This is a genomic window from Leisingera sp. S2M4 (assembly GCF_055398055.1).
In genome coordinates this window covers 89362-104730 of record NZ_AP040861.1, presented here as the reverse complement: position 1 = coordinate 104730, position 15369 = coordinate 89362, and the positions used below count along the sequence as shown (strand labels likewise).

Sequence of the window (15369 nt, the reverse complement as noted above, 5' to 3'; positions counted from 1 at the left end):
CCGCAAACGCATCCGCATGCTGCCACGCGGACAATTCGCGAATTGTTGCCTCGACGTGTTTCAGCTTTGCTGCAGGAAGCCGCCGTATTGACCACGTTTGAACATCAGCCCCTTGCCGGGGCGGGTGGTCACATTGTCGACCTGGCCCAGAATGATGCTGTGATCACCTGCCGGATGGGTCGCGTAATGGCGGCAATCGAACCGTGCGAGAACGCCCTCCAGGGCGGGGGCGCCATTTGCATTGGGCGCCCAAGAGAAGGGGGAAAAATCCTCGCCATGGGCGGCAAAATGTTTTGCCATCAGTAGCTGGTCTTCCGCCATTACGTGTATGGCAAAATGCTGTGCGGCGACGAAAGTGTCGTGGCGCAGCGAACTGCGGGCGGGGCACCACAGCAGCAGCGGAGGATCCAGCGAAACGGAGGTGAAGCTGTTGACGGTGATTGCAAGCGGTCCGTTGGGGGTCATGGTCGTGACGACGGTCACGCCGGTGCCAAAGCAGCCGAGCGCATCGCGGTAGGCCCGGACCATGTCCGGACCTGGTATAAAGCTGGTGTCGGCCATGTCCTGCGCCTTCTCTCCGGTTCGGGCAGTGACCTGCCACGCATGGGCGCAATTGTCTACCTAGTTCATATCCGCAATCAAACGCGAATGCCGTCGGGTTTCCTCGAGCAGTGCCTCAAAGGTGGTCAGGCCACGCGCCTGCAGCATGGGCAGCATCTTGCAGAAGGCCTCCGCCGTGGCCCGCGCATCCCCCATCGCGGTGTGGCGCAGCTTCGCAGGGATCGAGATCTCCAGCCGGTCGCAGATCGCATCCAGCGTGTGCGATTGTGAGGTGCCAAACAGCACGGCACTCAGCAGGACGGTGTCCAGGACAGGCTGGTCCCAGGTGACGCCACTGCGCTTGGCGTGGCGGTGCAGAAAGGCCATGTCGAAAGGCGCGTTATGGGCCACGATCACGGCGTCGGAGGCAAAACGATGAAAGGCGCGTGCCGCTTCGGCGATGCCTGGCGCGCCCTCGACCATGGCGTCGGTGATCCCATGCACCCGCGTGGCGCTGGCGGGGATTTTGATGGCGGGATCGACCAGTGTCTCGAAGGTTTCGCCCGGAATGATGCGGCCGCGGACGACGCGCAGGGCGCCGATCTGCACGATCTCATCCTTGTGGGGCAACAGCCCGGTGGTTTCGGTATCGAACACCACGTAGCTGAGACTGTCGAGCGTGCGGTCGTTCAATTCCTCATGGTTCGAATCGAGCAGGGCAAAATCATAGACCAGAGGGCGGGACTGCGGCGGGGCAGCGTCTGCTGCGGTGCCTTCGAACAGGATGATATAGCCCGGCGCGTCGCCCAATGGCTTCAGGTGGAGGTCATGAACTCTCTCGCCATTTGCGCTTTTGACGCGCGTGCGCAAGTCGCGACCACTGCGCATCATGCGGCCATAGGCGGCCTGCAGACCGTTCAGGTCCAAATAGTCCGACAAGGGGGCGTTCAGGCGGGGCGGGGCCTCCTGTGCCAGCACAGCGGCGGCCTGTCCATCATACAGCACGATCTGGTGGGTGGTGCTGGCCATGACCGTCGCGATGGGAATATCGGTGAGCAGGGCGGCGAGACGCTTCTTTTCGGCTTCCAGATGTTCGGTTTCCCGCGCGATGGCTTCGGCAGAGGCGAGCGCGGCCTGACCTAGCTGCCCCGCGAGCCCCTGTGCCGCCGGGGCGAGGTCGCCAAGGTAGCGCGCGCCATGGGTGTCCAGCTCGCGGTTGACGCCTGCATGGGCGCGGGCGCGCATGGCTGCCGCCAGCTGCTCGATGGGTTTGGCGACGTTTTCGTCGAACAGCAGCCAGATCGCGGCGCATAGGCCGAGCATGCAGAACCCGCTGAAGAGGCCGACAAAGACGAACGCATCGCGCAACGCCGGTTCTCCTGCACGGCTGTACCCGAGCCAGAGCGCGGCGACAGTGACCACGATGGCCCCGAGGGCCAGGAGGCAGAAAAAGAGGAAAATGCGCAGGCGCAGGCCAAGAGCGGACAGCATGGTCAGGCTCCGCAAGCAACGCGCAGGATGGGGTCATCCTCAGCGGCGGGGATCCAGTTTTCTGCCGCGGGGCGTCCGTCGGTGAAGGGCGTGCCGGTCGTGGCAAGGGCGCGGCGCCCACCCGCGCAGTCGAGCCAGACCGGCCGTTTCTGCACGGCGGACCAGCGACCGAAGAAATACACATCCGCCAGGTAGATGCCGGGATGGTCCACGTGGGACTTGAGGGTGGCCGTGTCGACGGCTGCAAAGCGGTCGACATAGGGCACTGCGTAGGTCCACGGACGATAGAAACTGCGGTTTTCGACGGTTTGTGCGACCACCACCCCCTCCGGCAGGGCAGCCGCGCTGCGCGCGTACCACCCGTATTCCGAGGTGATTGTCGCTGCGATCATGGCTAGGCCCGCCGCCACGGGGGCCAGCCAGCGCGGCAGGCGACCTCCCAGCAACTTGCCCAGCAGCATTACCAGACCCGCAGCTGCGAAACCTGCGAAAATCACGCCGATCAGTTCCAGAAACATGTCTCTTCTCCATAGGCCCGGGGCCGTCCTGTCTTGCTCACTTGGCGCTGGCGTCCAGCGCCCGGCAGGCTGCGCGGGGCGAACATCAGCTCAGCAGCCTCCTGCCGTAACCCACCGCTGATTGCATGGTTTTTACCACAACGAACGCATCACGCAGATGACTTCTCTCAAGATCCGACAAATCAGACGGCGCCAGATAGTTGTCTGGCATTTCGCCGCTGCGGATTTGCTGCGCCTGATGTTCCAGCCGTGTCTGGGCGATAAGGTCGTAGGCGTCGAGCAGATCCTGCGCACCTGCCGGGCTCAGCAGGCCGGTGGCGGCAGCGGCTTCCAGGCGGGCGCGGGTGTTGACGGAGTGAATGGCGCCGGTCAGCGCATAGATGCGGCCCAGGTCAACCACTGGCACAACGCCGTTGTGCTTCATGTCCAGCGTGTTGCGGTGTTCGCCCGACCGAATGGTCGCCAGACCGCGCAGCAATCCCAGCGGCGGTTGGTGTTTTAGGGAATTGGCCACCATGTGGGCGGTGAAGATGGAATTCTGACGCGCCGCTCCCAGGGTTTCTCCCTGCAGAACGCCATACAGCGAATGGTCGCCGCCGATCGGCCGCAGGTCAAACATGACCGAGGCCAGCATCTGCGCTTCTGGATCGGGGCGCGCGATCCAGTTGCGGAAATAGCTGCGCCAGATGTGAACCGGCTGGCGCCATCTTGCGTTGGTCGCCATCATGTCGCCGGGGCAATAGATGTAACCGCAATGGTGGAGGCCATCGCAGACGATCTGCGCAAGTTGGGCGAAATATGCGTCGTCGCCCGGTGCCAGCCCGTCCGCCAGGATGAGGCAGTTATCTTGATCCGTCACGCCGGTCTGCTCGCGCCGACCTTGCGAGCCGCAGGCCAGCCACAGATAAGGCACCGGCGGTGGTCCCAGTGTCTTCTCGGCCAGCGCGAGCAGACGGCGGGTTACGCTGTCGGCGATGTCGGAGATCAGACGTGTCACGACCTCGTGCCGGTTTCCGGCAGCGACCAGCTGCACCAGCAGACGGGGGATTTCGGCAGTGGCCCGCGCCATGTCCTCGACACTGGCGGCGCGTGCGATGGTCAGCACCAGCTCGCCGGAGTTCACGGCCTGAAACCGCGTGAGGTCGGTCTGTGTGACGATTCCGACCAATGCGTCGCCTTGGACCACCGGGATATGTCCGATGCCGTGTTCCATCATCATCTGCAGGACCTCCGAGCCGAGTGCGGAGGGCGATAGCGTCAGCGGATCCCGGCTCATCACATCGGCGACCGGCGTGGTGGCGGGCCATCCCTGTGCCAGCAGTTTCGACGTGAGGTCGCGGGTGGTGAGGATACCCTTCAGTTGGTCGCGCTGGGTAACGCAGACCGAGGAGATGTTTTGATCGCGCATCAGCTGCGCGGCGCCCTGGCAGGTCTGTTCAACCGGGCAGGTGACAGGGGGGCGGGACATGATGTCGGCGACCCGCATGGTGGCCAGGGTGTTGCTTGCGGGGCTACCGGGGCGGCGACGGTCAAAGAAGCGGGCGACCTTTGGCTGGCTGGCCATCAGGCCGTGAAAGTCCGCTGCGGGCAGCAGCAGCAGCAGGCTGTCGGCGGTGGTCACGGCCGAGGTTACGGCCCGCCCGCCGCGGGTCAGCCCGCGTTCGCCAAAGGAATTGCGCGGTCCGAGGTTGGAGACGGGAATGCCGTTTTCATCGGTGACCTCCACCTCGCCGGTGTGCACCAGGTAAAGCCCGTCCAGATTTTCTCCGAGGGCGTAGACCTGCGTTCTGGCCGGAGCCTCGATCAGATGGAATTTGGGGGCCAGTTTCCGAAGCACGACCGGCGGCAGGCTGTCATAGGGATGAACCGAGTTCAGAAAACGGAGCAGGGCGGTGTCGGACAGGGGCATCAGCAGGGCGTCTCCGTCTTCGGGATATCGTTGCCTTCACGGATCATGGGTCTGGTCTGGCCCGGATGGTCTCCGCAATTGGAGGCTTTGCCTTCAATACGGGGGAGGCAAAAATGGTCCCGCCACGTGTGAACCGGGCGGGACCAAGAGGAAAGAGGCGGGCCGCAGGGAGGACAGCCCGTCTCTGCGGGGATTAGTGGTCCTGCGCGGCACCTGCGCCGCGGGGGATGCGCACGCTTTCCACCAGCTCTTCGATCTCGGCGGGGATCGCCTCGGTCGATTTCGACACGAAGTAGGCTACTGCAAAGTTCACCATCGCGCCGATTGCACCAAAGGAGGTGGATTTGACGGTGCCCAGCAGCGGGTCCGCATCGGTGAAGGAGTTGGTGTCCGGGATGAACAGCCAGCCCTTGTGCAGGAAGATATAGACCAGCGTCACGATCAGACCTGCCAGCATACCGGCCACGGCACCCTTGTTGTTCACCTTGGTGAAGATGCCCATCATCAGCGCCGGGAAGATCGAGGCGGCTGCGAGGCCGAAGGCCAGCGCCACGGTCTGCGCCGCAAAGCCCGGCGGGTTCAGACCCAGATAGGTCGCCACCGCAATGGCTACGGCCATGGCGATACGCGCCGACAACAGCTCGCCTTTTTCCGAGATGTTCGGATTGATCGACCCCTTGATGAGGTCGTGCGACACCGCGGACGAGATCGCCAGCAGCAGGCCCGCCGCAGTCGACAGCGCCGCCGCCAGACCGCCCGCCGCCACCAGGCCGATCACCCAGCCCGGCAGGTTGGCAATCTCAGGATTGGCCAGAACCAGGATGTCGCGGTTGAAGTTGGTCAGCTCATTGCCCGCCCAGCCGTTGGCTTCGGCCACGGCCTGCATGTCAGCGTTCTTGTCGTTGTAGTACTGGATCGCACCGTCGCCGTTCTTGTCTTCCCAGCCCAGAAGGCCGGTCTGCTGCCAGGTCGCCATCCAGTCGTACTTGGGATCATCCTCAATCTGCTGCACGGTCACGGCGCCGCCTTCGATGCCGCCGTTGGGCCACATCATCTCGGTGATGTTGAGACGCGCCATGGCACCGACAGCCGGAGCGGTAAGATACAGCAGCGCGATGAACACCAGCGACCAGCCGGCCGACCAGCGGGCGTCCGCCACGCGCGGCACGGTGAAGAAGCGCATGATGACATGCGGCAGACCCGCGGTGCCGATCATCAGCGACAGGGTGAACAGCACCATGTTGAAGGTGTCGCCGTGATGCGCGGTGTACTCGTTGAAGCCCAGCTCGGTCACGATGGCGTCCAGCTTGGCCAGCAGTGGCTCGCCGCTTGCAGCGTGGTCGCCGAACAGGCCCAGCGCCGGGATCGGGTTGCCGGTCAGCTGCAGCGAGATGAAGATGGCCGGGATGGTATAGGCCATGATCAGCACGCAGTACTGTGCCACCTGAGTGTAGGTCACGCCCTTCATGCCGCCAAACACGGCATAGGCAAAGACCACACAGGCGCCGATCAGCAGACCCGCGGTGTTGGAGACCTCGAGGAAGCGGCCGAAGGCGACGCCGACGCCGGTCATCTGGCCGATCACGTAGGTGGTCGAAGCCACGATCAGGCAGATCACCGCCACCACGCGCGCGGTCGGGGAGTAGAACCGGTCGCCGATGAACTCGGAGACGGTGAACTTGCCGAACTTGCGCAGGTAGGGGGCAAGCAGCAGCGCCAGCAGCACGTAACCGCCGGTCCAGCCCATCAGGAAGGTCGAATTGTCATAACCGGTGAAGGCGATGAGGCCCGCCATCGAGATGAAAGACGCCGCCGACATCCAGTCGGCCGCTGTGGCCATGCCGTTGGTGACCGGGTGAACGCCCCGGCCGGCGGCATAGAATTCAGATGTGGAACCCGCGCGGGCCCAGATCGCGATGCCGATGTAGAGCGCGAAGGACGCGCCCACAAACAGCAGGTTGATGGTAAACTGATCCATCTTATTCTTCCTCCACGCCGTATTCGCGGTCCAGCTTGTTCATCCGGAACGCGTAGAAAAAGATCAGCCCCAGGAACACCAGGATCGATCCCTGCTGGGCGAACCAGAAGCCCAGATCGCTGCCGCCGACCTTGATGCCTGCAAGCATCGGTCGCAGCAGGATGCCAAAGCCGAATGACACGACAGCCCAAATCACCAGGCTGACCAGAATGATGCGCACGTTTGCCGCCCAGTAGCCCTTGTCGGACTCGGCGGTCTGCGCAGAATGTGTGGTTTGTTCCGCCATCAGCGGCTCCTCCTTCTTCCTCTCCTGTGCGGCCCGGCCTTCGGGGGCTGGGCACACGCTCTCCGTTTGCCCGGCGCGGGTCAGGGCGCGCAGGCATGCAACCTCCGTGCCGACAGGCGCTGGGCCTGCCGGATCCGGCGGGTATTTCCATTTCGGATAAGACGGGGTCCGGCGCGGTCGGCACCGGCCCCGTTTCTGTTTGTTAGCTGGTGGCCGTCGTCACGATGGCCGCCATGTCACGGGCGATATCGTCGATGCCGCCCATGGCATTTGTCGATTTCAGCACGCCCTTGCCGCCATAATAGGCAATCAGCGGCGCGGTCTGCGCGTGATAGGCCGCCAGTCGGCTGGCAACGGTTTCGGCATTGTCGTCGGCGCGGCGCTTCATCTCCGTGCCGCCGCATTTGTCGCAGGTGCCTGCCTTGGCGGGCTGCTTGAAGCTGTCGTGATAGCCTTCGCCGCAACCAGCGCAGGTGTAGCGACCCGAGATGCGTTCGACCATCGCGGCATCGTCCACCTCGAGGCTGATGGCGGCGTTGATCTTCTGGCCGGTCTCGCCCAGCAGATCGTCCAGCGCCTCGGCCTGCACCGTGGTGCGCGGAAAGCCGTCAAGGATCACCCCCTTGGCGCAGTCCGGCTCCGCCAAACGGTCGCGCAGGATGTTGATCACGATCTCGTCGCTGACCAGCTGGCCGGCTTCCATCACTGCCTTGGCAGCGAGGCCCGCAGGCGAGCCCGCAGCCACCGCCGCGCGCAGAAGGTCGCCCGTGGACAGCTGCACATAGCCAAACTCATCCTCCAGCATCCGCGCCTGGGTGCCTTTGCCGGCGCCCGGAGGCCCCAGCAGGATCAGTACCGCGGGTCGTGTCATTTTGCACGGTTTGCGATCAGGTCGTCGACCACCGACGGATCCGCCAGCGTCGAGGTGTCGCCGAGGCTGCCAAAGTCGTTTTCGGCGATCTTGCGCAGGATGCGGCGCATGATCTTGCCCGAGCGTGTCTTCGGCAGGCCCGGGGCCCACTGAATGACGTCCGGCGAGGCAATCGGGCCGATTTCCGTCCGCACCCAGGTGCGCAGTTCCTTGCGCAGCTCCTCGGAGGGTTCGCGGTCGTTCATCAGGGTCACGTAGCAGTAGATGCCCTGGCCCTTGATGTCATGCGGATAGCCCACGACGGCGGCCTCGGCCACGGCGGCATGGGCCACCAGCGCGCTTTCGACCTCGGCGGTGCCCATGCGGTGGCCGGAGACGTTGATCACGTCATCGACACGACCGGTGATCCAGTAATCGCCGTCCTCGTCCCGGCGGCAGCCGTCGCCGGTGAAGTAGTAGCCCTTGTAGTCCGAGAAATAGGTCTTCTCGAAGCGCTCATGATCGCCCCAGACCGTGCGCATCTGGCCCGGCCAGCTGTCCTTGATGCAGAGCACGCCCTCGACGCCGTTGCCCTCGATCTCGACGCCGCTGGTGGGGTCCAGAACCACCGGCTGGATGCCGAAGAAGGGCTTCATCGCCGCGCCCGGCTTGGTCGCGTGGGCTCCCGGCAGCGGCGTCATCAGATGGCCGCCGGTCTCGGTCTGCCACCAGGTGTCGACGATCGGGCATTTGCCCTTGCCGACCACGTCATTGTACCAGTTCCAGGCCTCAGGGTTGATCGGCTCGCCCACGGTGCCCAGCACCTTGAGGCTGCTGAGATCGCATTTCTCGACGAACTCCGGCCCCTGGCCCATCAGCGCGCGGATGGCGGTGGGGGCGGTGTAGAACTGGTTCACCTTGTGCTTTTCGCAGACCTGCCAGAAGCGGCTGGCATCGGGGTAGGTCGGCACGCCCTCGAACATCAGCGTGGTGGCGCCATTGGCCAGCGGGCCGTAGACGATGTAGCTGTGGCCGGTAACCCAGCCCACGTCCGCGGTACACCAGTAGATGTCGCCGTCGTGGTAATCGAATGTGACCTCATGGGTCAGCGCCGCATAGGTCAGATAGCCGCCGGAGGTGTGCACCACGCCCTTGGGCTGGCCGGTGGAGCCGGAGGTATACAGGATGAACAGCGGATCTTCGGCGTTCATCTCGGCCGGTTCGCAGCTGTCGGCGGCGTTCTGGGCCAGCGCGTTGTAGTCGTGGTCGCGCCCGTCTACCCAGGTGGTCTGGCCGCCGGTGCGTTTCACCACCAGGCATTTCACCGTGTCCTTGGTATGCAGCAGCGCGGCATCGGCGTTGGACTTCAGCGGCGTTTTGCGGCCACCGCGGGGGGCTTCGTCGGCGGTGATGATCACCTTGGCGTCGCAACCATTGATACGAGCGGCCAGCGCATCAGGCGAAAACCCTGCAAAGACAATGGAATGTATCGCGCCGATTCGGGCGCAGGCCAGCATCGCGTAAGCCGCTTCGGGAATCATCGGCAGGTAGATCACCACCCGGTCGCCCTTGGAGACCCCGAGGTCTTTCAGCACATTGGCCATGCGGCAGGTGTTGCGGTGCAACTCCTTGTAGGTGATGTGCTGCGCGGCCTCGTTCGGATCGTCGGGCTCCCAGATGATGGCGGTCTGGTCACCGCGGGTTTCCAGGTGGCGGTCGATGCAGTTGGCGGAAACGTTCAGCGTGCCATCGGCGTACCAGTTGATCGAGACATTGCCGAAGTTGAAATCGACGTCCTTGACCTTGCTATAGGGCTTGATCCAGTCGATGCGCTTGCCCTGTTCGTCCCAGAAAGCTTCGGGGTCGGCCAGCGAGGCGTCATACAACTCCTGGTATTTTGCGGCGTCCACATGTGCACGGGCAACGGTTTCGTCGGATGGCGGATAGACGGCGTCTGCATGCAGCGCGTTCATTCGGTTTCCTCCCAGAAATATATTGGCAAGACAAACGACAACGCTGTGTCGTGGCTGTCAAACCGTTTCCTCCTGTGCCTGATAATACGGCAGCTTGAAAATTTGTGAATAACTATCTGGATTTTCAGCATTTGCTTGTGAAGAAGTTTCCCGAGGTCTGAGTTGTATGTGAAGAATTTTTCTATTTTCGTAAGTCTAGTGCCTAAAATCAGTGTCTTGGGTGTAAATATTCTTTTGTGATGTCTTGTCGCAGCCGCCCGGCGGTCCCCGGGTTGGGCCTCCACCGCGTGGCAAATGGCACCGTGTCGGCTGCGGCATATTGTGCCAGGGCCGGGATCGGGGCGCAGCCATGATGCGTCGAAGGTCTGGTGTTGCGCTGACCTCTTAGGGGTTGGCAGCGCTAAACCTTGCCGCTAGCCTGATTTGCAAGCGCACCTCTCCGGCCCGCTGCCGGGCCAAGAAGGGCGCAATAAGGGAGAGTTACATCATGAACAGAATTTTGACCGCTGCCGTGGCGGCCACGGCTGGTGTTGCAATGGCGGGGGAGGCCGCGGCAACTGAATGGAACGTGTCACTGTGGGGCAAACGCCGCGCTTTTACCGAGCACGTCGAAAAGCTGGCCGAGCTGGTTTCGGAAAAAACCAACGGCGAGTTCACCATGAACATCAGCTATGGTGGCCTGTCCAAGAACAAGGAAAACCTTGATGGCATCTCGATCGGTGCCTTCGAGATGGCGCAGTTCTGTGCCGGCTACCACCGGGACAAGAACCCCTCGATCACGGTTTTGGAACTGCCGTTCTTGGGCGTGAACACGCTGGAAGAAGAAGTGGCGGTGTCTCACGCGGTCTATGCGCATCCGGCGGTGCAGGCGGATCTGGCGCGCTGGAATGCGAAGCTGCTGATGACCTCGCCGATGCCGCAGTACAACATCGTCGGCACAGGTGAGCCCCGTGACGAACTCGCAGAGTTCAAGGACATGCGGGTGCGGGCCACCGGTGGCATCGGGCAGGCGTTCTCTGCGGTTGGCGCGGTGCCGACCTCGGTGACCGCGACCGAGGCCTATAACGCGATGGAATCCGGCGTTGTCGACACCGTCGCCTTTGCCCAGCACGCACATCTGAGCTTTGGCACCATCAACAAGGCCGACTGGTGGACTTCCAACCTGAACCCCGGCACCGTGAACTGCCCGGTGGTCGTCAACACCGATGCCTATGAGGCCCTGAGCGATGCCGAGCGCGAAGCGCTGGACAGCTCGGTGGATGAAGCCATCGCCCATTACCTCGAAAACTACGGTGCGCTGCTGGAAAAATGGGACAGCGTGCTGGAGGAAAAAGGCGTTGAGAAAGTGGTCATCTCGGACGAGACACTGGCCGAGTTCCGCAAGGTGGCGGGTGATCCGATCCACGCGCAGTGGATCAAGGACATGACCGATCAGGGCTTGCCCGCGCAGGAACTGTACGACCTGGTTCAGAAGACGCTGAACGACGTCCGCTCAGGCAGCTGATACGGGCGTGACACGCGGTAGGGCCGGGCGCATCTGCTCCGGCCCTTTCTTGTCGTGGCGAAATTTCCAAGGAGGGGGCAGGGTATGGCCGCAGGCGCAGCAGTGCTGGAAGATGGCAGCCTGATCAGCAGGCTTGATCGAAACTTGGTGCAGGTTGAACGCCTGCTGGCGTTGCTCAGTGGGCTGGCAGTGTTCTCTTTGATGGTGCTCGCGGTGGTCTCGGTGGGAGGGCGCAACGCGGCCAACGCGCCGCTGCCCGGCTATGTCGACTGGATCGAGCAGATCATGCCGCTGATTGCCTTCATGGGCATCTCTTATGTGCAGCGCGGTGGCGGCCACATCCGCATGGACATCTTCATCGGTGCCCTGAAAGGGCGCGCCTTGTGGCTGTTCGAACTGCTCTCGGTTCTGCTGATCCTGCTGCTGATCCTTGCGCTGGTCTGGGGCAGCTGGTCGCACTTCCTGCGCTCCTTCGATTTTGCCGCGCCGATGTGGAGCCGTGACAGCTCTATCGATATCGGTTTGCCGATCTGGCCAGCCAAACTGCTGGCGCCGGTGGCCTTTGCCGTGCTGGCGGTGCGGCTGCTGCTGCAGGTCTGGGGGTACGGACGGGCGCTGGTTCTCGGGCTGGATCGCCCGGTTGCGGTGCCGCTGATCCAGAGCGCGGCGGAACTGGCGGCGGCCGAAGCAGAACAGCTGGAGGGTCACGACAGCGATGCCGTGGCGTCCGACCGCGGTGACAACGGGCAGGGGTAAGCAAAATGGAACCGATTGAAATCGGCCTGTGGGTCACGGGCGGGCTGTTGCTGATGGTTGTGCTGGGGATGCGCGTGGCGTTTGCTGCGGGCCTCGCCGGGCTGGTCGGCCTGGTCTGGATTTTCTGGGCCAAGTTCGGCTTTGATCCGAACCGGTTCGGCAAGGCGCTGACCGTGTCGGTCAAGATCGCGGGCCAGGTGCCGCATTCCAAGGTCTCCAGCCAGGCGCTGAGCCTCATCCCGACCTTCATCCTGATCGGCTACCTCGCCTATTACGCGGGTCTTACCCGAGCGCTGTTCGAGGCCGCCAAGCGCTGGCTGGCCTGGGTGCCGGGCGGGCTGGCGGTCTCCACCGTGTTTGCCACGGCGGGTTTCGCCGCAGTGTCGGGCGCCAGTGTGGCGACTTCGGCTGTGTTTGCACGCATCGCCATCCCTGAAATGCTCAAGATCGGCTATAATAAGCAATTCGCGGCAGGCGTGGTGGCGGCAGGCGGCACGCTGGCCTCGCTCATTCCGCCCTCGGCAATTCTGGTGATCTACGCAATCATCGTCGAACAGGACGTGGGCAAGCTGCTGCTGGCAGGTTTCATCCCGGGCGCATTCTCGGCGGTCATCTATGGCTTGCTCATCGTCGGCATCGCGGTGATCTTCAAATCCGTTGGCCCGCCGGTGCGCGGCTTCACCTGGGGGCAGCGTTTTGCGGCGCTGCCTGGCGCTTTGCCGATCATCTTTGTCGTCGTGATCATCATCTGCTTTGTATACAATCCCTTTGGCGGCGATGCCTGGGGTACGCCGACCGAAGGCGGGGCATTGGGCGCGTTTGTCGTCTTCTGCATGGCGGTCTACCGCGGCATGAAGTGGGCGGAACTGAAGTCTGCGCTGCTGGAGACTGCCAAGCTGACGGTGATGATCTTCACCATCATCTGGGGTGTCCTGATCTACGTGCGCTTTCTCGGTTTTGCCGATCTTCCGGGGGCGTTTTCCGACTGGATCACCTCTCTCGAGATGTCACCGATGGTGATCCTGATCTGCATCCTGCTGGCCTATGCGGTGCTGGGGATGTTCATGGACGCCATCGGCATGCTGCTGCTGACGCTCCCGGTGGTCTACCCGGCGGTGATGGCGCTGAACGGGGGCGAAAGCGTCGCCGCGGCCGACAGTGCCTTTGGCATGAGCGGGCCGATGTGTGCGATCTGGTTTGGCATCCTGGTGGTGAAAATGGCCGAGTTCTGCCTGATCACCCCGCCCATCGGGCTCAACTGCTTTGTCGTGGCGGGGGTGCGCGATGATTTGAGCGTGCAGGACGTGTTTCGTGGCGTGACACCGTTCTTCATCGCCGATGCGGTTACCATCGGGCTGCTGGTGGCATTCCCGGGGATCGTTCTCTACTTGCCGTCGCTGGCGGGCTGAGGGCAAAGCTGGCCCTGCGGCGCTGTTGCGGCAGCGTCGCCCATTTGCTGAAGGAGCCACTCCTGAAAGCAGCGCATCGCCGGGGTTGCCGGTTTATGGGCCGGGCGCGTCAGCCAGTAGCGGCCATTGGTGACTTCGGTTTCAAAGGGCGCGATCAATGTTCCGCGGTCCAGGCGTGCGGCAAACATGGCGGCGGGCAGTAGCGCCACCCCTTCGCCGGATTCGGCGAGGTCAGCCATGGCGATGGAGCTGTCGAAGACCGGGCCGCATAAATTCGGGCAAGTCTCCCCGGCGGCTTCGAACCAGCTGGGCCATTCGTCGGCACGGTAGGAGCGTAGCAAAACCTGCCCCTGCAGGTCGCCGGGTGTCCTTAGCATTGCGGCAAGCTCTGGCGCGCAGAGCACGGTCAGCGGCGTTTCCATGAGGGCAACTGCCTCACAGCCGCTCCACCGTCCGGCCCCAAAGCGGATGGCCATGTTCAGGCCTTCCTTGGTGATGTCCACCCGGTTGTTGTTTGTCCAAAGCCGCAGATCAACGCTTGGGTAGGCGCTGCGAAATTCCCTGAGCCGCGGCATCAGCCATCCGACTGCAAATGTGGTCACGACCCCGACGTGCAAAGTCTCGCGGTAGTGCCCGTCCTGAAACCCGTCGAGCACCCGGGCCACCCGGTCCAGACTGTCGCTGATCACCGGAAACAATGCCATTGCCTCGTCGGTCAACAAAAGCCCCTTGGGGGTCCGGGTGAACAGAGCCACGCCCAGCAGGTCCTCCAACCCCTTGATCTGGTGGCTGACGGCGGCCTGACTGACACGAAGCTCAATGGCAGCGCGGGTAAAACTGCCCTGGCGGGCGGCCACCTCGAATGCGCGCAATGCGTTGAGTGGGAGATTGGGGCGGTCCATCGAATGGCATGTCCTGGCGGTGGAGCGGGAAGTCCGCATCAGCCTTGCCCGGCGTTCGGGGAACTGCAAGGCAAGACTGATGCAGAGCGGTGGTCAGCCCTGTGGGTCTGTCAGCAATTTTTGGACAAAGCCATAGGTCGCGCGGATCCGGGCCTCGTTGGGGATGTTGCGGTTGGCCAGCATCACCACGCCGAGATCTTCTCCGGGCAGCAACACGACATAGGCGCCGAACCCGTTGGTCGCTCCGGTCTTGTTGAGGATGACATGTTCTTGCGGCGGCAAGGCCGGGGTCAGCTTGCGCATGGGCTGGGGGTTCAGGATATAGGCGTAGCTGTTGCCTTTGATCATCTGCTCCTGGGCGACGGGCCAGGGGTATTGCTCCCAGATCATGCCTTGCACATAGGCCTCCGTTTGGGCCAGCCCATACCGTGTTTTTTCCAGCGCAGCGCTGAGTTCGTCGGAGACCTCTGCGTGCCCCAGATGCAGGTTCAGAAAACGCACCATGTCACGAGCGCTCGATTTCACGCCATACGCCTCGCTGTCCAATACACCGGGGCTAACCCGAATGGGGCGGTCGGTCTTGCGGTCGTAACCAAATGCGTAGCGCTGCATGGCCTGGTCCGGCACGTCGACCCACGTGTTCCCCAATCCCAGCACCGGGAAAAGATCCTCTTCCAGCGCGTCGGCGAAATCGCGATCCAGGGCATTTGCCGCTATGTGGCCCAGCAGGCCGATGCTGATATTGGAATAGCTTCGGGCCCCCGGTGTTTCAGGCCGCCAGCCGCGCAGCCACTCCACGAGCTCTTCTGTCGTTTGCGCGGTGTCCGGGACCTGCAGTGGCAAGCCGCCGGATTGATGTGTTGCCAACTCCCGCAGGGAAAGTTCGCCAAAGACCGTGCCTGCAAGCTCCGGCACGTGATCCGCAACTTGCTGGTTCAGGTCGAGGTGTCCGCGACCTTCGGCCATGGTGGCGAGGGTTGCCGTGAACAGCTTGCTGATTGATCCCAGCTCAAACAGCGTGTCCGGTGTGGCAGCGGTGCCTGCCGCGCGCGCGGCAACACCCGTACTGAAATAGTGGTCCTGCCCGCCGTAGGTAATGCCGACCACAAGGCCAGGCACATTGAATTCTTCCATCAGCGGCGCAAAGCTCTGCGCGGCGAGCGCCTGCACCTCGGCTTCGCTGCGGGGGGCGGCAATCAGCGCGGTGGGAAACGACAGCAGCGCAAGCGCTGCGGCGGTAAAAATTTTCATGT

At 63.2% G+C, this 15369-nt stretch carries 13 protein-coding genes; 3 read left to right on the top strand and 10 right to left on the bottom strand.

The genetic code is table 11. The features are described from left to right. Positions 1-60: 60 nt before the first annotated feature. The 8 genes from ACZ52D_RS00560 to acs all read right to left on the bottom strand — a co-directional run bounded on the left by ACZ52D_RS00560 (position 61) and on the right by acs (position 9545). Positions 61-561, bottom strand: coding sequence for a flavin reductase family protein (locus ACZ52D_RS00560; protein ID WP_222453712.1), 501 nt, complete (start codon positions 559-561; stop codon positions 61-63). Between the two features lie 60 nt (positions 562-621). Continuing rightward, the gene (locus tag ACZ52D_RS00555) at positions 622-2031 is read right to left on the bottom strand and encodes a 3'-5' exonuclease (RefSeq protein WP_464442127.1); all 1410 of its coding nucleotides are present in this window, start codon (positions 2029-2031) and stop codon (positions 622-624) included. A gap of 2 nt (positions 2032-2033) precedes the next feature. Next, on the bottom strand, positions 2034-2549 hold the full coding sequence (locus ACZ52D_RS00550; RefSeq protein WP_464442125.1) for a hypothetical protein: 516 nt from the start codon (positions 2547-2549) through the stop codon (positions 2034-2036). A gap of 85 nt (positions 2550-2634) precedes the next feature. Then, positions 2635-4458 (bottom strand): DUF294 nucleotidyltransferase-like domain-containing protein, encoded by a 1824-nt coding sequence (locus ACZ52D_RS00545; RefSeq protein WP_464442123.1) that lies wholly within the window; start codon positions 4456-4458, stop codon positions 2635-2637. Between the two features lie 193 nt (positions 4459-4651). Next, a complete protein-coding gene (locus ACZ52D_RS00540) occupies positions 4652-6436 on the bottom strand; it encodes a sodium:solute symporter family protein (protein WP_369926445.1) in 1785 nt (594 codons plus the stop codon). Between the two features lies 1 nt (position 6437). Then, positions 6438-6722, bottom strand: a complete 285-nt coding sequence (locus tag ACZ52D_RS00535; RefSeq protein ID WP_222453707.1) for a DUF4212 domain-containing protein — start codon at positions 6720-6722, stop codon at positions 6438-6440. 202 nt (positions 6723-6924) lie between these two features. Beyond that, a complete protein-coding gene (locus tag ACZ52D_RS00530) occupies positions 6925-7593 on the bottom strand; it encodes an adenylate kinase (protein ID WP_464442120.1) in 669 nt (222 codons plus the stop codon). Next, entirely contained in the window at positions 7590-9545 is a 1956-nt protein-coding gene (acs, locus tag ACZ52D_RS00525) for an acetate--CoA ligase (protein ID WP_464442119.1), read from the bottom strand. The genes ACZ52D_RS00530 and acs overlap by 4 nt, the downstream gene beginning before the upstream one ends. A gap of 487 nt (positions 9546-10032) precedes the next feature. On the opposite strand from acs, the gene ACZ52D_RS00520 reads away from it, so the two are divergent. From ACZ52D_RS00520 to ACZ52D_RS00510, 3 genes are all read left to right on the top strand, one after another. Then, entirely contained in the window at positions 10033-11049 is a 1017-nt protein-coding gene (locus tag ACZ52D_RS00520; protein ID WP_222453704.1) for a C4-dicarboxylate TRAP transporter substrate-binding protein, read from the top strand. 84 nt (positions 11050-11133) lie between these two features. Further along, entirely contained in the window at positions 11134-11805 is a 672-nt protein-coding gene (locus ACZ52D_RS00515; RefSeq protein ID WP_222453703.1) for a TRAP transporter small permease subunit, read from the top strand. Positions 11806-11810: 5 nt separating this feature from the next. Continuing rightward, positions 11811-13214 (top strand): TRAP transporter large permease, encoded by a 1404-nt coding sequence (locus ACZ52D_RS00510; RefSeq protein ID WP_369926438.1) that lies wholly within the window; start codon positions 11811-11813, stop codon positions 13212-13214. On the opposite strand, the gene ACZ52D_RS00505 is transcribed toward ACZ52D_RS00510, so the two are convergent. Continuing rightward, a complete protein-coding gene (locus ACZ52D_RS00505) occupies positions 13190-14116 on the bottom strand; it encodes a LysR family transcriptional regulator (protein WP_464442117.1) in 927 nt (308 codons plus the stop codon). The genes ACZ52D_RS00510 and ACZ52D_RS00505 overlap by 25 nt on opposite strands. Before the next feature lie 93 nt (positions 14117-14209). Further along, positions 14210-15367 (bottom strand): class C beta-lactamase, encoded by a 1158-nt coding sequence (gene ampC / locus ACZ52D_RS00500; RefSeq protein ID WP_464442115.1) that lies wholly within the window; start codon positions 15365-15367, stop codon positions 14210-14212. Positions 15368-15369 lie beyond the last annotated feature (2 nt).